This is a genomic window from Paenibacillus vini (genome assembly GCF_018403325.1).
Lineage (GTDB): Bacteria > Bacillota > Bacilli > Paenibacillales > Paenibacillaceae > Fontibacillus > Fontibacillus vini.
Window position 1 is genome coordinate 326,115 of sequence record NZ_BOSL01000001.1, and the last position, 19,017, is coordinate 345,131.

Annotated in this window: 15 protein-coding genes; 12 read left to right on the forward strand and 3 right to left on the reverse strand. The window is 50.8% G+C overall.

Translation table 11 applies throughout. The features are described from left to right. The first annotated feature begins 97 nt into the window (after positions 1 to 97). Together KJS57_RS01570 and KJS57_RS01575 are read left to right on the forward strand one after the other, a co-directional pair. Complete coding sequence (locus KJS57_RS01570) at positions 98 to 1,720, forward strand: hypothetical protein (protein WP_213653509.1); 1,623 nt, start codon at positions 98 to 100, stop codon at positions 1,718 to 1,720. A gap of 58 nt (positions 1,721 to 1,778) precedes the next feature. Then, complete coding sequence (locus KJS57_RS01575) at positions 1,779 to 2,621, forward strand: sugar phosphate isomerase/epimerase family protein (protein ID WP_213653510.1); 843 nt, start codon at positions 1,779 to 1,781, stop codon at positions 2,619 to 2,621. Positions 2,622 to 2,788: 167 nt separating this feature from the next. On the opposite strand, the gene KJS57_RS01580 is transcribed toward KJS57_RS01575, so the two are convergent. After that, complete coding sequence (locus tag KJS57_RS01580; protein ID WP_213653511.1) at positions 2,789 to 5,044, reverse strand: helix-turn-helix domain-containing protein; 2,256 nt, start codon at positions 5,042 to 5,044, stop codon at positions 2,789 to 2,791. A gap of 243 nt (positions 5,045 to 5,287) precedes the next feature. Between KJS57_RS01580 and KJS57_RS01585 the strand changes: the two genes are divergently transcribed. The 3 genes from KJS57_RS01585 to KJS57_RS01595 all read left to right on the forward strand — a co-directional run bounded on the left by KJS57_RS01585 (position 5,288) and on the right by KJS57_RS01595 (position 8,774). Further along, on the forward strand, positions 5,288 to 6,199 hold the full coding sequence (locus tag KJS57_RS01585; protein WP_244861341.1) for an ABC transporter permease: 912 nt from the start codon (positions 5,288 to 5,290) through the stop codon (positions 6,197 to 6,199). Positions 6,200 to 6,230: 31 nt separating this feature from the next. Next, positions 6,231 to 7,142 (forward strand): carbohydrate ABC transporter permease, encoded by a 912-nt coding sequence (locus KJS57_RS01590; RefSeq protein WP_213653513.1) that lies wholly within the window; start codon positions 6,231 to 6,233, stop codon positions 7,140 to 7,142. A gap of 90 nt (positions 7,143 to 7,232) precedes the next feature. Beyond that, positions 7,233 to 8,774, forward strand: a complete 1,542-nt coding sequence (locus KJS57_RS01595) for an extracellular solute-binding protein (protein WP_213653514.1) — start codon at positions 7,233 to 7,235, stop codon at positions 8,772 to 8,774. Positions 8,775 to 9,086: 312 nt separating this feature from the next. Here the strand turns inward: KJS57_RS01595 and KJS57_RS01600 are convergent, their stop codons facing one another. Then, complete coding sequence (locus tag KJS57_RS01600) at positions 9,087 to 10,088, reverse strand: SGNH/GDSL hydrolase family protein (RefSeq protein WP_213653515.1); 1,002 nt, start codon at positions 10,086 to 10,088, stop codon at positions 9,087 to 9,089. Positions 10,089 to 10,129: 41 nt separating this feature from the next. Next, complete coding sequence (locus KJS57_RS01605) at positions 10,130 to 11,191, reverse strand: GntR family transcriptional regulator (protein ID WP_213653516.1); 1,062 nt, start codon at positions 11,189 to 11,191, stop codon at positions 10,130 to 10,132. 271 nt (positions 11,192 to 11,462) lie between these two features. Here KJS57_RS01605 and KJS57_RS01610 point away from each other — a divergent pair, with 271 nt between their 5' ends. From KJS57_RS01610 to KJS57_RS01640, 7 genes are all read left to right on the forward strand, one after another. Beyond that, on the forward strand, positions 11,463 to 12,485 hold the full coding sequence (locus KJS57_RS01610; RefSeq protein ID WP_244861342.1) for an SGNH/GDSL hydrolase family protein: 1,023 nt from the start codon (positions 11,463 to 11,465) through the stop codon (positions 12,483 to 12,485). 503 nt (positions 12,486 to 12,988) lie between these two features. After that, entirely contained in the window at positions 12,989 to 15,373 is a 2,385-nt protein-coding gene (locus tag KJS57_RS01615; RefSeq protein WP_213653518.1) for a GH36-type glycosyl hydrolase domain-containing protein, read from the forward strand. Between the two features lie 74 nt (positions 15,374 to 15,447). Next, the gene (locus tag KJS57_RS01620; protein WP_211024880.1) at positions 15,448 to 16,179 is read left to right on the forward strand and encodes a hypothetical protein; all 732 of its coding nucleotides are present in this window, start codon (positions 15,448 to 15,450) and stop codon (positions 16,177 to 16,179) included. Between the two features lie 125 nt (positions 16,180 to 16,304). After that, positions 16,305 to 16,733: a YciI family protein gene (locus KJS57_RS01625; protein WP_211024882.1), complete on the forward strand. Its 429-nt coding sequence runs from the start codon at positions 16,305 to 16,307 to the stop codon at positions 16,731 to 16,733. Positions 16,734 to 16,735: 2 nt separating this feature from the next. Continuing rightward, complete coding sequence (locus tag KJS57_RS01630; protein ID WP_373316684.1) at positions 16,736 to 18,028, forward strand: RNA polymerase sigma factor; 1,293 nt, start codon at positions 16,736 to 16,738, stop codon at positions 18,026 to 18,028. Positions 18,029 to 18,171: 143 nt separating this feature from the next. After that, positions 18,172 to 18,576 (forward strand): VOC family protein, encoded by a 405-nt coding sequence (locus tag KJS57_RS01635; protein ID WP_306434188.1) that lies wholly within the window; start codon positions 18,172 to 18,174, stop codon positions 18,574 to 18,576. Positions 18,577 to 18,623: 47 nt separating this feature from the next. Continuing rightward, positions 18,624 to 18,965, forward strand: coding sequence for a DUF1801 domain-containing protein (locus KJS57_RS01640; RefSeq protein WP_213653520.1), 342 nt, complete (start codon positions 18,624 to 18,626; stop codon positions 18,963 to 18,965). Positions 18,966 to 19,017 lie beyond the last annotated feature (52 nt).

Genomic DNA, 19,017 nt, shown 5'->3' on the forward strand with positions numbered 1-19,017 from the left:
TGTGGGGGAGAGTTCATCATCGGCGGTTTGAATAGAGGACGTTCGACGACGCAACGATTTCATTTTATCAAAACGACAAAGGTCGGGAGGTAAGTAAATGAAAATGAAACAGTGGAAAAATGCGGGGATATGGGCTTGCATCATGCTGATGGCCATGACGGCACCGGGCGTCGTGACGGCGGCGCAAGCGGCGGAAGACAGCGCCGGGCAAGATGTGAGCATCGCGAAGAAGGCGGTCCGGAAGCCGTTCACGATCAAGGTCGTGGATGCCGAGACGGGCCGGGGCATTCCTCTTGTTGAACTGAAGACGACGAACAACGTTCTGTATTATACGGATAGTGCCGGTGTCGTGGTCTTCGACGAGCCCGGCTTGATGGATCAGTCGGTCTTCTTCCATTTGTCGAGCCACGGCTACGACTTCCCTGCTGACATGTTCGGCAATCGCGGGCAAGCCGTACAGACCACCCCCGGGGGCATGATTACGATCGAGATGAACCGGGTTAACATCGCGGAACGGCTATATCGGGTTACGGGACAGGGCATCTACCGCGACAGCGTGCTGCTTGGTTTGAATGCGCCGATCCAGGAACCGTTGATTAATGGTCTGGTCATGGGGCAGGATTCCGTACAGACGATCGAGTACAACAATAAGCTTTACTGGTTCTGGGGCGATACCGACAGACCGGCCTATCCGCTGGGGAACTTCCGCGTGACGGGAGCGACTTCCGAACTGCCGCAAAACAGCGGATTGGACCCGGACGTCGGTGTAAATCTGAAGTATTTTACGAAAGACGACGGTTTCGTCAAAAGCTTGGTACCGCAGCTACCCGACGGCGCCGGAATCGCCTGGGTGTTCGGTTTGATGACCGCCGAGGACAACGCCGGACAGGAGCGTCTGCTCGCCGGTTACAGCACGCATAATCCCGATCTCACTGCCTTCGGCATTCTTGCCTTTAACGACAATACGAAGGAGTTCGAACAGGTCGTCGAGTTCCCTTCCAAAGACGATTGGCGCCATCCGGGCGGCCAGGCGATGTATTACGAGGAGAACGGGTCGGGCTACTGGCTCTTTACCGAACACCGGATGCCAAATTTGCGCGTTGCCGCCAGCTATGACGCCATCATCGATTATACCCAATACGAATCGTTCACGTGCTTGACTCCGGGAACGGCATACAACGGGGCTCAAACGTCGCTGGAACGCGACGCGGACGGCAAGCTCGTCTGGGGCTGGAAGAAGAACACGCCGCCGCTTACCCAGAATCAAGAGAAGGAACTCATTAATTTAGGTTTGATCCAAATGGATGACCCGCATTATAATCAATTGAAAGATGCCGATACCGGCGAAGCGGTGGAAATCGCCTTCAGCTCCGTCGAATGGAACGATTACCGGCAGCGTTACGTAATGATCGGGCAACAGATGCAAGGCAAGACGTCGGTGCTCGGGGAAATTTGGTATGCGGAAGCTTCGGCCCCTCAAGGCCCTTGGACTACTGCCAAAAAGATCGTAACGCATAACGATTATACTTTTTATAACGTGGCCCAGCACAAGAACTTCAGCAAAGATGGCGGCCGGGTGATTTACTTCGAGGGGACTTATACGAATACGTTCACGAGTCATGTCCCGACGCCGCGGTATAACTACAATCAAGTCATGTATAAACTCGATTTGGCGAATCCGGAGCTGGGGCTTGAGCCAGTTCAAGGAACCTCCAATTAATAGAGCGCGCCGATCGAAATCTGACTGACACTTCTGTTCATTGAGGGAGGATCATGAAATGCTGAGAGGATTGACACTTGACGGCCTAGGCGCGGTGGAAAGTGAAGAGCGGTTCATCGAACTGGCGGGCGCGAGCGGTTTTCGGGCGGTTGACGTGGATGCCAGGGGATTGATCGAACGTCTGGGAACGGATGGGGCCCTTAAAAAACTCGAACAGCACGGAGTCGTCATTGGTGCGATCGGCTTGCCTGTAGAATGGAGGGCCGACGAGGATGAGTTTCGGGCGGGGCTGACCGGCTTGACTGAAGCGGCTGCTGCTGCTCAGTCGTTGGGCTGCACGCGCTGCTGCACGTACATCTTGCCATCGACCGACGCAAAGCCTGCTCACTTTTTAGCGCTCGCCACCCGGCGTCTGAGAGTCTGCGCCCAAATACTCGGTGCCTTTGGTATCAGGATGGGACTGGAATTCGTCGGACCGCATCATCTGCGGACGGCTTGGAAATACCCTTTCATCTGGACGATGGAAGAGACGCTGGACTGGATAGACGCGATCGGGGAGCCGAATGTCGGTTTGCTGCTGGATGCGTATCACTGGTATACGAACGGTCTATCTTCAGACGACATCGAGCGGCTGCAGGCGCAGCAAATCGTTCATGTGCATATCAACGACGCGCCGAACTTGCCTCTCGAGGTTGTACGGGATAACGATCGTCTGTACCCTGGAGAAGGAGTCATCGATTTGGAAGGCTTTTTAAAAGGGTTGCAGCATATTGGCTATAACGGAATCGTGTCGCAGGAAGTTTTGACGCCAGACATGCCGAAAGATACGCCGGAGCAACTGATTCGCCGTTCCAAGGCAGGGTTCGATCGCGTATTCGCCGCTGCAGGAATAAGTAAATAAAATCGAATTACGGCCGACCGTTTTGATACCGAATAGGACCCTTCTTGAAAAGCTCTCGGCTTTTCGGAAGGGTCCTATTGAGGTTGCTAGAATCATTCCTGCGAAATAGCTGGCTAGCGGGGTCTCTTCCAGCCGTTTCTTCATGATAAGGGGAGAGCGGAGTTAATTTACCGGGATATCGCCGAGTCTCCATGGATTTCCCGATACTGCTTCGGAGTAAGGTTCGTGAACTTCTTGAATGCGGAAAAGAAATGCCCCTTGGATATGAAGCCGCATTGATCCGCAATCTCCAGTACCGAGAGTTGGCTGGATACCAGCTTCTCTTTCACTCGCTCGATTCGTTCCTGGAGGATGTATTCGGACAAAGACGCGTTCATGATCTCCTTGAATAACTGCCGGATATAGCTCACGGAAAAGGAGAAATTGTCGGCTACCTGCTCTATCGATAATTGCGCATCCTGCAAATGGTTGTCCACGTATTCTTTGATCTCCAGGACGATCTCTTCCTTGCGGTTCGAGGATTTCGGAACTTCGGTCTCGGACGCGAGTGTCGTGACGATGTCTTCCAGCCAAGCTTGAAACTCGGATAGCGTGCTGTACCGCTCCAGCAGTTGATGGATGCTGCTGATCTCGTGCAAGACGCTGGATTTGTTGAAGTTTTTGAGCAGATCGTAGGTGAAATAGGTCAAGTTAAGCTTGCAGTCGCGATAAGGAAGCTCATGGATGTGCTTCATCTGCTGGCGCAGCAGAACAACGGCGGTCTCCGCGCGGCCGCGGCGGATCGCTTTGATGATCTCGGCCGTCTCCAGCGCCTCGGATGCGGAAGGATACCCCGCCATAAACTCCTCATAATCGCTCTCCAGAAAAATTTGTTTTTCTCCGTCAAGGAATCGCAGCATCGTCAACTCGTAGATATGATCGTATACGTTTCGGAAATTAGCGCCGAAGTCATAGGCATTGCTAATCGCGACGGTTGTATCGACGCGTAGAATGCGCGCCACTTGATTGTGCGCCTCTTCCAGAAGGCGTTGCAGTTGGAGCTCGCCCGATTCATGGCCGCCGATGACGAGGATGAGATGATCGCCGCCCATATCCAAGCCCTCGGCCGCATAAGAACCGGCGCCAATCACCTCTTCGCTAATATTGCGTATCGCGTACTTAATCAATTTCCGGGAAGGGAAATCGTAACGTTCGCAAAAGACCGTATAAGCTTCGATCCGCAGGACGGCCAAAAACAGGACTTTACAGGAAGCCAGCTTGGTCCGGGTCTGAATATATTCGTAGCTCTGGGTGCCAGGTGATCCGTGAAGCATCCACTGGGCGAGAAATTCACTTCGAACGAGATCGGATTGGTCTCTCATGGAGGCATGAAGCTGCTCCACATTGTTCAGCAGCATATCGATGCCATCGTTGATCCATTGGATATCCGGCTTGGCATCGGACGCGGAGTTTGCGACCGCTATTTTGTTCTTCAGTTTTTCCGACATAAAGGTAATGGAACGCAAGGAGCGGCGCGAACTCCAGAAGAACAACGCCGAAACGATTCCCAATAGCAGCAATGTATACGTTATCAACTTTTGCTGATATGAGGATATATGGCGAGTCAAAATATGATACTCGGTCGAGTAATATATCGACCAGTTTTCGGTAGTCAGCTCGGCTGTATTGACGAACCAGGTCTGATGCGGGAGCCGGACCTGGAAATCGCTGTCTTGGGCCTCCCGCCTTGCTTGATAAAGTTGTTCGTCCAATGCGGAATTGGATGCGCCTAATAAGACTAATCCGTCCTCGTCGAGAATCCGAATGTCTTGCTCCGAGGAGATTGTTTGGCCGAACAGAAGCTTTGACAGCTGCGGTTTATCGATCAGGAGCACGAGATAGAAATCGGACGGCTTCTCGGGAGTCGCGGGCAGAATTAGAGCCAGGCAATTCGAACCGTCCGTCGGATGATCAAAAAAGTGCAAATACTGGCGCCGGAATGATTTCACCCGCTCCAGCATGCCCTGGTCGGCAAAGGATTCAAACCGGACGATTCCGACTTTGGAGTCAACGACAAGACTCTGCTTCAAATTTATGAGATAGGATCGCTGGATAAGCGGTTCGGTTGACATGAAGTTGGATTGGGCGACAAGCGCAGCATGGTCGACGAGCGGATCCTTACTTGTATTGAAGAACCAGTTCTGGATATTCTGATCGGCGTACATGCTTAGCCCATATGCTTTCAAATTGCCGAGAATCATTTCGGTCTTCGAAGCAAGATTGTTGACTTCGTTCTGCGAATTGCTGCGCACCTCCAGCATAGTGTATTTCGCGAATTCCGCAGACAGGAAATAAACGAAAGGAATCATGGAACAGATCAGAACAGTGGTTAGTAATAGAAAAGTACGAAAATAAGTCTTCTGCAAAAAAGTTTTGATCTTCATATAATTCCAGCACCCCGTGCTTCATGGATTGACACTCTTTACTCAATCATATCCTGGCTTTCGTGTGAAGTCCTCATTTTGACAAAGTACAAATTAGGATGACTCCGGAGACCGGATTACCGCGTTTTAGTACCCCTTGTGACACAATGAGGACTATTCCGCGATTCTACTTCCGTACATAATAAACACTGTCAGGATATGGCCACATCGGACAGAACAGACAGAATGGAGGGATACTATAAATTGAGAATGTTTAGAGATCTTGTAAAGAACCGGGGCTTGTATTCGATGGCGATACCGGGAATCGTCTTTCTCGTTGTCTTCTCCTACATTCCTCTGTCCGGACATCTGCTGGCGTTTAAGGACTTTCAAATCAGCAAAGGCATATGGGGCAGTGATTGGGTGGGGCTGGACAACTTTCGCTTCTTTTTCTCCAATCGGGATTGGATTCAAGTTACGGTCAATACAGTGTATTTAAATGGATTGTTCATCATTTTCGAGATGGTCTTTGCGCTTCTCATCGCGCTCTTCTTGAATGAGATTCGCTTGAAATGGTTTAAGCGTACGATCCAATCCGTCGTCTTCCTTCCTTACTTCATTTCCTGGGTCGTCGTAGGATATATGGCTTTCATTCTATTCAACAATACGGACGGTCTGATTAACCGCGTCCTGGGCATGAGCGGACTTCAAGCCGTCAATTGGTACCAGACCCCATGGGTATGGCCGATCATTCTAACTTTAACGCGAATCTGGAAGAGCGCCGGCTACTACTCAATTATTCTGCTCGCTGCCATTACCGGTTTCTCCTCCGATTACTATGAGAGCGCCCGCCTGGACGGAGCCACGCGGCTGCAGCAGATGAGATACATTACGATGCCCTTGCTGAAGCCGCAAATCATCATTCTGGTTCTCTTGGGAGTCGGACGGATTTTCTATGGGGATTTCGGGATGATCTACGGAATAATCGGGGACAACGGGATTTTATTCCCGACGACCGATGTCATCGATACGTATTCCTACCGGGCGTTGAGACAACTAGGCAATTTCAGCATGTCATCGGCTATCGTGTTCTATCAGTCGATCATGGGACTTATAGCCGTCGTTTCGTTTAATGCCTTGGTTCGGAAAATCGATAAGGACTCCAGATTATTCTAAATTCGCGGAAAGTAAGGGAGGTGAACTTCATATGAATCGTCCGGTTGCTCTGATCCCGCCCGCGCAAGTCCGGCGGACTGGCGGCATTTCCGATAAAATGGCGATGTTCATGTTTGGACTGTTTTTGATTATGTTTGCGCTGGTTTGCTTGTTTCCTTTCTGGCTGATGGTCATCAATTCGTTCTCCAGCACCCGAAGTTTGGCGGTGAACGGATACTCCATTTGGCCGGATGAGTTCACGCTGGAGTCGTATCGATTCCTCCTTCAGGGCAAACAAATGTTTATCAGCTATGGCATCACGATCGCTGTAACGGCCATCGGAACCGCGATCGGCCTTGTCGTCACCGCGTTGTTTGCTTACGTGCTGGCCCATCCGAAAAACCGATACGGCGGCTTCCTCTCGTTCATGACCTACGTGCCGATGGTCTTCGGGTCGGGGCTCGTCGGCTTCTATCTTCTGGTCGTGCAGTGGCTGCATCTGAAAGATACGCTGTGGGCGCTTGTGCTTCCATATGTCATGAATCCGTTCTTTGCGTTTATCTTGGTCTCGTTCTATCGCTCTTTACCTTATGAATTGAACGAATCGGCTAACATTGACGGCGCAGGAGAGTGGACGATCTTCTTCAAAATTATCCGGCCGATCTCGACGCCGGTCATTGCGACGATCAGCTTGTTCTACGCCTTGCAATATTGGAACGATTGGTGGCTGTCGCTTTTGTTTATCGATAACAGCGATATGTACCCGCTCCAGTTGCTTCTTCGGCAGCTTATGTCGCAAATGCAGCTCACGTCGCTCAATCACGGCAATGTGCTGACGCTGCCGCCGGCGGAAGGGGTCAAGCTGGCAACGGTATGCCTGACGATCGGTCCGATTATACTTGTCTATCCTATGGTTCAGAAATATTTCGTGAAAGGTCTGACCCTCGGCTCGATAAAAGGTTAAGCGGGGCTTGATACGAATGGCTGAGCGTGTCGATATGGACCGGTCCGGCCGCTTCTATATAAGATGATTATTTGAAGGGAGTAAATATACATGGCCAAATCAAAACGCAAGTTCTTGGGGACAGCGCTGCTCGGACTGGCAATCGCCTTATCCGGGTGTGCCGGCAACGGCGGGAACGCTTCCGCGCCAGATCATTCCGGGGGGACCGGGTCTTCATCCCTTGATCCAGTTACGTTGGAGGTTGTTGTTCCAGGGGCGAAAGGAGCTAATTACGATGAGGTGCTGGCAGAAGTCAACAAGAGATTAAAAGCCGAGATGAACACACAGGTTAAATTTACATTCGTTGACTTTGCCGATCTGAATCAGAAGACCAACGTCATGCTTGCCTCGGGAGAAAGTGTAGATTTGATATTCGATGCTCCGTGGTTGCACTTGGACACCATGGCTTCTCAGGGCTATTATGAAGAATTAAGCGAACTTCTGGATCAATACGGGCCTAATGTGAAAAATACGAGACCGGAACAAATGTGGGACGCGAACAAAATTAACGGCAGCATCTATGGCGTTCCGTTGGGGAGCGCCTATACCCAGCAGAGATCCGTCTTCATCCGCAAGGACTTGAGGGAGCAATTGAACCTGCAGCCCGTAAAAACGTATGAGGATCTGAAAGCTTATCTCTATGCCGTTCGTGACAGTAAGTCCGGGATCACGCCGCTGCTCGCAGGCGCAGACGATGTCACTTACAGTTGGGTCAACTGGCTGATCCGGGACGATACCAGCGTCAACATCCGTCCGACGAATTTTGCCGGAGCCAGCTTGATGCTGTATTACAAGGGGAACGATGGAAAGGTTTATAATTTCTTTGAAACCAAGGAACCGAAGATCTGGTCCAATATTCAGGATGTCCGCAAACTATTCGTCGACAAAGTGATGTCGCAGGACGTCTTGACGAATAAAAGCAATCCGGCGGAAATGCAGCTTCAGAACAAAGTCGCAGCCACACCCCAAATGGTCTTTGGCATTCCCCAATCGTACAACGACCAGTTAAAGCAGGTTGTGCCCGAGGGTGAGCTGGAAGCCGTTCGTTTGTTTGACCTAACTCCCGGTAAGAACCTGTCCAATTTCAAAATGGATAATTTCATCTGCATTGTAAAGACGAGCAAACATAAAGATCGCGCGATGATGTTTCTAGATTGGGCGAACCGACAGGAGAATTATGATCTGCTAGAGCACGGGATTGAAGGCGTAAACTGGAAACAGGCCGGCGAGCATCAATACGAGACACTGAACAACGATGGCGGCATCGTCTCATTTCAACTCATGCTCAATCCTACGTTAGAACGGGAATGGGTCGGTACGGACGAAGAAACTCAAAAGTTCAGTCAATTCATTACTGAGGCCGACAACTTCACGAAGGATGTCATGACCGGCTTTACCTTCGATCCGACTCCGGTGAAGAACGAAGTGGCCCAGTTTGCGACCATTCAAGCCAAATATTATAGCGGAATATTTAACGGGGCGCTTGATCCGGATGAATACTTCGCCAAGTTCAAAGGGGAAGGCGAAGCGGTGCTGGGGAAAATCCAGACCGAGCTTCAGAATCAAGTTGACGCTTTCTTGGCAAAAAAATAGAAGTGTTGCCGTTCATCCGAACAACGACCCGCGCAAAAAGTAATAAAAAGCCTGTTGAAAAATTTCAACAGGCTTTTTATTATGATTCTCCCTCTTATTAGAACCGTTAGGTAACTTCCTTGGCGTGTGCGATTGCTTTTTCTTTAATAGCCGTAGCTTGCTCCAATGGCCCGTATCGAGCGAAAGCAACTCAAAAAGACGGAAAATGAACAAACAGAAACGGACTAGTGTTGGAGATTACGCTAGTCCGTTTCTGTTTCCATTGAGTATGAAGCGGTTCTTTTCGCGGGTCGTTATGTTATAACGACAAGACTACCGGGAAACAGGGTTGGACAGGGAACAAGCCTGAGTGATCGTCCCGGCCAAGTGTTCGGCCATCTGACGATGCTTCTTGACGGAGGGATGTCCGCAGCCTCCCATGCCGTCTTCCGGCCGTTGGATGAGCGGGAACTCCACGAAGTGAATATTCTCGTCGCCGTCCTCGTTGAGACTTTCTACAAGAGCCTTCAAATAAGGGCTCGGACCAAGGGTCATCGGGCCGATGGCGCAGAACAATTGGGCGGATGGATATCTGTCGCGAATGAAACCTGTCAATTTGCGGTATTGTTCAATGTAATCCGTAGGCTCGATGGGCGCGGACCAATCATTGGTTCCAAGATTAACGACAATCATTTCAGGAACGAATGGATCCATGGCTTCCTGATCGAGATAAGGACAGATAGTTTCCATAAAATAATCCGACATGCGGCCTTCCTTGGCACCGCCGAAATTCTGATAGCAACCCGTACCGGATGCGCCTACGATCAAAGTTTCAGCATTCAAAAGCTGACCGGTCAGCGCGCTGTAAGCAAGCGCGATATTTTCTCGCGAAGCATCGCAATCGCAGGGAATCTGCGCCTCGTTACCAAAGCCGCAAGTGATCGAATCGCCGATGATGAGCATACGGTGGGGTAGAGGGGCCGGCGGGCTGAGAAAAGTTCCGTTCTCTGTCGTTAAATCGGTGAATTTAATGCTGCCGAATGCCGCTTCCGTGCGTTTCTGCAGCGTTAAGGTATGGGGCGCGTCCTCCAGGTCGTCCGCAAGCTGGTACAACCGGTTATCCGGATCTATTCTCATCACCCGCACCGGGAGATCGTCGATATAGACGTTCACCCAGCTTTTCCCCTCTCCATTGACATCCTCGATTTCGGCGGTGATTTCCCGTCCCTGAAAGCGCACGGTTATCGCGCTCCCCGGAAGAAAACAGGAGATTCCGTCCTGTTCTTGATGAAAAAGCCCATGTCTGAGGCTTGAGTTCAAAAAGTCGAATTTCATAAAATGACTTCCTTTCATGGATGATCTATTTAGTTTAAAAGTTATACATAAGGGTTCTCGCAGGTAGACTCCCGGATCACCAAAGAGACGCCCGACAATATTTTCGTGTTGCCTCCATGGGTTTTGCCTTGAATAACCTGGTTCAGTAAATTCGCGGCGTTTCTGCCGATTTCCTCGAAATTTTGCCGGACGGTGGACAACCCGATCGACAGGTTACCGGCATGGTCCCAATCGTCGAATCCCATAACGGAAACCTCCTGTGGAATTTTGACGCCGCGACCGGTCAGTTGTCCGATGATTTCAATGGCAAGCTTGTCATTGGAGCAAAACAAAGCGGTAACGTCCCGCTTAAAAATGCTGTCGACCAGTGCGTCATAATCGATGCAGGTCAACAAATCATCGTCGGTAACCGGAAGCCCTGCCTGGCGCATGGCACTGCAATAGCCGGCGAACCGCTCCTGCTCGGATTGAAGGAAGAAGTGAAAGCTTGCGAATTTTATTTTGGAGTGCTTCAGGCGAATCAGCTCCCGGGTAGCCAGGATCGCCCCGTCGTAATTGTCGCATCCGGAAAAATAGCCGGGATGATCCACGTTGTACCGATCTACCAACAGGTAGGGGATGTCGTTTTTTTCGATTAGCAGATAGTTATCCTTGCTTTGGATCGGATCGAACGGATAAATCAGGAAACCGTCGACCTTCCGGTCCAGCATTTTTTGAATGGATGCTTGTTCGACGGCCAAATTTTCGTTGCTCCATTCCACGATTAAGGAGTAATTGAATTCGGCTGCCGCTTGTTGCGCTCCCTTGATGATCTTCATATACGATACGTCGAAGTTGTCCTCTGCCGATAAAATGAACGCGATCAAATGACTCGAATTGTCCGCGGCTTGAGCTCCGTTTACGAAAGAGCCCTTTCTTTTGATTCGCGTGATTACGCCTTCGTTGGCCAGTTCCGTCATCGCTTTTCGAATGGTTATTCCGCTGACCTGAAATTGGTTCATAAGATCTTCTTCATTCGGCAGTTTATCGCCGGGTTGAAGCTCTCCGGCTTGAATCTGATGCAGCAGCGCTTGTTTTACCGCTTCGTACTTCGGCTCGTTCACAAAAATTCTCCTCTTTTACAGTCTCCTGAATCCTATCCGGCTCTATAATTATTTTATAAAAGTATACTTTATTTATATAATAAATTCAAGCATCTGTACCTGTTTTACATTATATATGTATATATTATAACGGGATATCTGGTTTATAATTGACCGGAATATATACAAAATGATAGTATAAGTATAGTTTTATTATATAATAAAGTATACTTTATTTTTTTATTAAGTGGAATTCTACAAGCTTATGCCGAAAGCTGAAGGGGGAGTTACTTTGGAGTTTAGCTTTATCAAATATGCCAGGCTGATGGGGAGATTTGATCTCACCGAAAAAGAGCATCCAAAATGCGGATGGGTTAACAGCGCTGTTTTTGTTGCATTCCGAGGTACAGCCATCTCGATGACGGCTGAGGATTCCGACGGCCAGGATTATGTTGAAATCGTAGTGGACGGCGTCGCCCGGAATTGGATCAATCTGAAGAAGGGGGTTCATGAGTACGTAATCGAACAGGGGCTGCCGGATGGGGAACACACTTTAGAGATCCATAAGCGTACGGGAATTCTGACCGGAAGTATTGCCTTTCATCATTTTTCTCTGCCTGATGGCGGCTGCTTCCTTGCCCCGCCCTCGGCCAAACCGCTCCGGCTTGAATACTTCGGCGATTCCATCACGGATGGAGCGGGAATCGGGCATCCGCACGAGCTCGCTGAAGCTCCGGATCTGGACGACGGATACATGTCCTATGTCGGGATCAGCGCCAGAATGTTGAATGCGGAATATCATACGATGGCCATTTGCGGAATTGGCGTTTGGCAGGATGCAATAGGGAACAAGCAAGGCTTGCCGGAACATTTTTACGGGACGCTCGGCAAAGGGACGGCACCTTGGGACTTTTCCCGGTATGCTCCAGAAGGAGTCGTCATTAATTTGGGTCAAAACGATTATTCTACGCCCATTGATGACGAGGAGTATATTGCGGCTTATATCGGATTCATCCAGGCTATTCTGGACAAATATAACGATCCCTATGTCTTTTGCTGCGTCGGAACCATGAATAACAACTATCTTGCCAGCGTGAATAAGGTGGTGTCCCATTTCAACCAAAACGGAAACGGGAAGGTATTCGTGGTGGATCTGGGATTGATCCATCCCGAGGTGGAAGGATGGGGCGGCCGGTATCATCCCGGCTATCAGACGCATTACCGGATGGGTTTGGAGCTTGCCTCTTTTATAAGCGCCAAGACCGGCTGGGAATTGCTTAAGCGTCCGACGATCGCCACAGAATGCGTGTTCTGAAATCCATGGATCCAGAGGAAAGGCGACCGATCCGGGTCAATGTCATAAGGATAAGCTCAAAGATAAGATTGGGAATAAAAATAGATCTAAAACGGCATGGGAAAAAGTCTAGGCCACTGAAAAAGTCAAAAACTCATAAACAGGATACTCTTCCGGAATTTCTAGCGGAAGAGTATCTTGTTTTCTTGTATAATAAGGGTAATAATAGGCGGACCTCCATGTTTAAAATTCCCCAATGACTTTTATCCCCATCCTCAAAACGTTTATATACGATATAGTCCTTATTCCAGCCAATCTGAGTGATATCAGGTTCGGATATCATATTTATTTTCGGTTTTTTTGAGCTTATCTCAATGACATTTCCCGACCGGGTGCTCTTTCATTTATAATATATACCAAAAGTATCCAAGGCAGATTAATAGGAAACATACCGGCACACCCTACTTCCAATCTGCAAGCTTCGTTTCGAAGACTATGAAGACTATATGGAAAAGAGGTATACGATGATCAGAGCGTCTGAGGATAATGAATTTTATGAACTGTCGAGCCCGACCCTTCTCCCGAAGGCTTCCGGGTTTCTATGGAACGAGAAGATGATGATTCATATGAACTGCCGCGGATATGCGGTGGCTCAGTTTATGCAGCCGGAACCGGCAAAATATTCGTATGCGCCGAATCTGGAAGCAAAGACGTTTATGCAGCCCGAGCAGCCTTACTACGCCCATCATCCCGGTCGTTTTGTGTATGTGAAGGACGAGGAGACTGGGGAGGTTTTTTCAGCGCCTTATGAGCCTGTCCGGGTTCCGGCGGATCGTTATACGTTTGCCGTGGGGAAGAGCAGCATCGTATGGAAGGTGGAGTGCGGCGGCGTTCTCATCGAAATGAGCTTGAGCCTGCCTAAAGAGGAGGCTATGGAGCTGTGGCGCGTGAAGGTGACCAACCTTTCGCAAAGACAAAGAAAGTTGAGTATCTATCCGTACTTTACGGTCGGTTATATGTCCTGGATGAATCAGTCCGGAGAATATCATGAAGAGCTGCAGGCAATTGTCTGCTCTTCGATTACGCCTTATCAGAAATATCAGGATTACGCCAAGATCAAGGAATTCAGTGATAAAACCTTTTTGCTGGCGGACCGCAAACCGGTCGCCTGGGAAGTGAACCAGGAAGCCTTCGAGGGAGAAGGCGGCATTACGGGGCCGTCGGCTCTTCAAGAGGAGGAGCTGTCCAAAGGAGACGCTCGGTATGAAACGCCTGTCGGCGTTCTGCAATACCGGATTAGGCTGGCTCCGGGCGAGGAGGAGGCCTACCGGTTTATTTTCGGCCCGGCCAAGAATGAGGAGCAAGTCGCTCAAATCCGCGAAGATTATTTTATAAAAAGTAACGTGAACGGTGAGGACGGATTCGAAGCGGCTGAGCGGGAATATGACCAGTACATTAGAGAAGGCAGAGGCTGTATCGAAATCTCGACCCCGGATCCCGACTTGGATCAATTCGTGAATCATTGGCTGCCGCGGCAGGTGTACTATCACGGGCAAACGAACCGTTTGACGACCGATCCGCAAACCCGGAACTTTCTGCAGGATCATATGGGGATGAGCTATATCAAACCGCAGGTGGCCAGGGAGTCTTTTCTCCTTGCATTGAGCCAGCAAAAACCGGACGGGTCTATGCCAGACGGTATCATTCTCCATAAGGATGCCGAGCTGAAATATATCAATCAGGTTCCCCATACGGATCATTGCGTTTGGCTGCCTATATGCCTCAGCACTTATTTAGACGAGAGCAACGATTATTCGATTCTGGAGGAACAGGTTCCTTATGCCGACGGATCCGGGACGGAAACCGTATTGGAGCATATTCATAAGGCCATGAAATGGCTTGCGGGTGACCGGGATGAGCGCGGACTGAACTATATCAATCAGGGTGATTGGTGCGATCCGATGAATATGGTGGGTTACAAAGGCAAAGGAGTCTCCGGGTGGCTGACGATTGCGACGGCGTACGCCTTCAAGGTTTGGGCGGATATTTGCGAATACGGCGGGCAGGCGGAGATTGCCAAGGAATACCGGAGAGCTGCCGAAGAAACGAACGAGGTTATCAATCGATATCTATGGGATGGCGAATGGTATGCCCGGGGGATCACGGATGACAATGTGGTGTTCGGAATCAGCACGGATCAGGAGGGCCGGATATTCATCAATCCGCAAGGCTGGTCGCTGCTCAGTGGGGCTGCCGATGAAGAGAAGCGGGAGAAGCTGATGCGTGCCGTAAGAGAGCAGTTGGAGACGCCGTATGGGGTTGAAAAGCTTGCTCCGTCTTACACCTCCATGCGGGAGGATGTGGGGCGCGTTACCCAGAAGCATCCGGGCTCGGCGGAAAACGGCGCCGTCTACAATCATGCCGCGGCATTCTATATTTATGCGCTTTACTCCGTGGGAGAGCGGGAGGATGCGTACCGTTTGCTGCGAAAAATGCTGCCGGGACCGACGATGGAGGATATCGTTCAACGCGGCCAGCTGCCGGTCTTTATCCCGAATTATTACCGCGGCGCCTACCGTCAATTTCCTCGTACGGCGGGACGCTCCAGCCATTTGTTCAATACGGGGACGGTTCCTTGGGTGTACCGCTGCCTGATCGACGGCTTGTTCGGAGTACAGGGAACTCCCGAAGGCATCGCCATTCGACCGCAGCTTCCTTCCGAATGGAGTGAGGCTAAGGTCCGGCGTGAATTCAGAGGCGCTACACTTCAGATTGAAATGAAGCGGGAGCCGGGCGTAACGGCAACAGAGGTTTACGCTAACGGCGTCTATTTAGAAAATGGTGTTCTTAGCGATTTAAAGCCGGGTACGGAATATAAAGTGTCCGTAAAAATACCGGTATCGGAATAAAAATTCCATTAAATAGAAACCTTTGCGTAACTATAATCGTCTGAAAGGGTGATGACAAAGAGAGGAGAGAGATCATGTACTCACCTAGAAGGATAGGATGGATGGTGATCGGTGCCCTAATGGTGGTTATGCTTGCAGCTTGCAGCGGAAATTCCAATAAGGCGCCGGAACCAAAGGGACCGGTACAAGACCAGCCACAAAATCAAATGCAAAATCAACCTCAAAATGAGGCGGAAGGGAATACTCCAGACAATTCCGCACCGAACCAGGAACCAAGCGAGATTCCGGAGGAGGGGACTCCGCCGACTGCGCTTGAAGCGGCATCAACGGTGATCAGAGCCCTTAAATCTGGCAATATGAACACCGTATCAAACTGGGCGGATGCGGAGGAAGGGGTTCGATTCTCCCCCTACGGAAATGTTGACCAGGAGAAAGACCTCGTGTTCTCGCGCGACGAACTGAAGGGGTTAATGAAGGATACAACGAAGCGCATTTGGCGGGAGTTCCCCGGCACCGGAGACAAAATCGAGTTGACTTACGCGGAGTATCATGAGCGGTTTGTCTACGATGCGGACTTTATCAAAGAAGCCAAGATCTCGGAAAACGAGGGCAACGGTCCAGAAAAGATCAGCAATTTATATGATGTCTATCCCAAAGACCAATATGATTTTGTTGAATATTATATCGGGGCTAGCGATCCGGACGACGCTGAAAGCAAGGATTGGCGCACACTGCGTTTGGTATTCAAGGCGATCGGGCAAGACCATTCGCTTGTGGGCATTATCCACGATCAATGGACTCCGTAAAGAAATGCGAAATACAAAAGCGGCTGTAGAATCTTGGGTTCTGCAGCCGCTTCTCCCATATGCCTGTCGATTTTGCCGTAGTTTGTTCGTCGTATACATATATGAGCAAGAAAGGGGAATGAGCGATGAGATTTATGATGATCGTCAAGGCTACGCAGGATTCGGAGGAGGGAATCATGCCCAGCCAGGAGCTCGTCGACGCTATGATGAAATACAACGAGGAACTGGTGAAAGCCGGCGTTATGCTGGCCGCGGAGGGGCTCCATGCAAGCTCGGGCGGAATCCGCATCTCATACCCGGAACCCGGAGGTAAGCCGCAAATTATGGACGGGCCCTTTACGGAATCGAAGGAGCTGATTGCGGGCTTTACGCTCATCGAGGTGAACTCCAGGGAAGAGGCGATCGAGTGGGCTATGCGTATGCCGGATCCGCATGGCAGAGGAGAGGGTGTCATTGAGCTTCGTGAAGTGATTGAAACGCCCGAGTTGACCTCAAACCCCGATTCTCTGGCATTGCATGCTCAGCTTCGAGATCTGGGACGGCCGAAGAGTTAGTGATGGCATCCTCCATCCATCGTACGGTCGACGCCATCTGGAGAATGGAAGCGGCAAAAATCATCGCCGTGCTTACCCGCATGGTCCGGGATGTCGGAATCGCTGAGGACCTGGCGCAGGATACGCTCATTGTGGCCCTGGAAAAGTGGCCGGAGACGGGGATTCCGGACAACCCGGGCGCATGGCTCATGACGGCCGCAAAACGCCGGGCGCTGGACTATCTCCGGCGAGACCGGGTGCTTGGGCGCAAGTACGAGGAAATTGGCCGGGAGATGGATATGCGGCAGCAGGATCAGGAATATGACGCCGTGGTTGAAGAGGATATCGGTGATGATCTGCTGCGCTTAATCTTCATGACCTGTCATCCGCTTCTGTCTTCCCAGGCGCGCGTCGCGCTTACTTTACGGTTGCTCGGCGGGCTGACCACCGTTGAAATCGCGCATGCGTACCTTGTGCCGGAGCCTACCGTCGCCCAGCGGATCGTCCGGGCGAAGCGGACGCTGGCGGAGGCCCGGGTTCCCTTCGAGGTTCCTCAGGCACCGGAGTTAAAGGGTCGCCTCTCGTCGGTGTACGAGGTCATTTACCTCATGTTTAATGAGGGATATTCCGCAACCTCGGGCGAGAACTGGACGCGCCCCCTGCTTTGCAAGGAGGCGCTTCGTCTCGGGCGCATTCTCGCGGAAATCGTCCCGTCCGAATCGGAGGTCCACGGCTTGGTCGCGCTGATGGAATTTCAATCTTCGCGGCTAAGAACGCGGGTAGATTCCTCCGGCGAGCCGATCCTTCTTATGGATCAGAATCGGGCGCAATGGGATCAACTGCTCATTCGCCGCGGCTTTGCAGCCCTGGAACGTGCGGGGCGAATTCCCGGCGCGCTGGGCCCGTATTCGCTGCAGGCCTCGATATCGGCTTGCCATGCCCGGGCCCGAACTCCGTCGGAAACGAATTGGATTCGTATCGCGGCGCTCTATGAGGCATTGGCGCAAGCTGCTCCTTCGCCCGTCGTGGAGCTGAATCGCGCCGTTTCGCTCGCGATGGCGTTCGGCCCGGAGGTAGGCTTGGAGATTGTCGATGCGCTAGCCTTGGAACCGGCCTTGAAGGAGTATCATCTCCTGCCGAGCGTGCGCGGCGATTTTCTGATGAAGCTGGGGCGAGTCCAAGAGGCGTGCGAAGAGTTTAAACGTGCCGCCTCTCTTACAAGCAACGCCCGCGAACGGGCCATGCTGCTTAAACGGGCTTCCGATTGCGTTACCGATTCGGGTCCCGAATCGGTGTCGGAAACGGGAACGGAGTAAGGGGTTAATTCGTGCAAAAAAACTTTTTTAATTTTTTTTGAAAACATGTCGATTTGGCATTTCGGTGTTCGTCGTATTTATATAAGCCGCAATTCCGGGTCCCGGAAATTCGGTAAAAACAACCATTTGGAAGGATGTTGAATATGAATATGACAGCCAAACTGACCCCTTACATTTCCTCGAAGGATGCGAGAGCGCAAGCGGAGTTTTATATCCAGGCGCTTGGCGGTGAGATCGTATCGATCATGACACACGGTCAACTTCCGGGTGCACCGGAAGCAATCAAGGATAAAGTAATGCATATGACTCTGTCGGTAGCGGGCGGGAATCTTTTGTTTTTGAGCGATGCCTTCGAATCCTTGAGCTCGAACCGCAGTATTGCCCTTGGGCTTTCATTCGGGGATGAAACGCAGGCAAGAGAAGCGTATGCCCAATTGGGTCAAGGCGGGACTAACAAGTATCCTTTTGAATTGCAGCCTTGGGGAGCCTACTACGGAGAAATCGAGGACCGGTTCGGCATTACCTGGCAAATCGTTTCGCAACCGTAGTTGGTTATGATAGAGCCTATACAGACTTAAAAACCGGAGGTTAGACGATGAGCGAAGTTAAGGATTTTATTAGCGAGGTAAAGGTACCCTGGCAGGCCGAGGTGTGCACCCGGCTGTATGAGATGGTTCACCGGTCTGTACCGGAGGTACAGGAGCGCATACAGTATAAGAAGCCTCACTTTTTAAAAAACGGAAAATATGCAGCCGTGATCTCCACCTCCAAGGACGCAGTCAGCTTTACGATCTTTAATGCAAGCGAGCTTACATTGCCGGAGGGAACGGTGTTCGAGGGTCCGCCCGAAAGAAAAACGATCAAAATTCGCGAAGGCCAACCGGTTGATTACGAGGTACTATCCTCGCTGGTTAGTCAGGCGGCAGAAGCTATATAAATTCATAGCGGAAGTAAAAACAGCAAGCCCCGACCGGGGCTTGCTGTTTCTG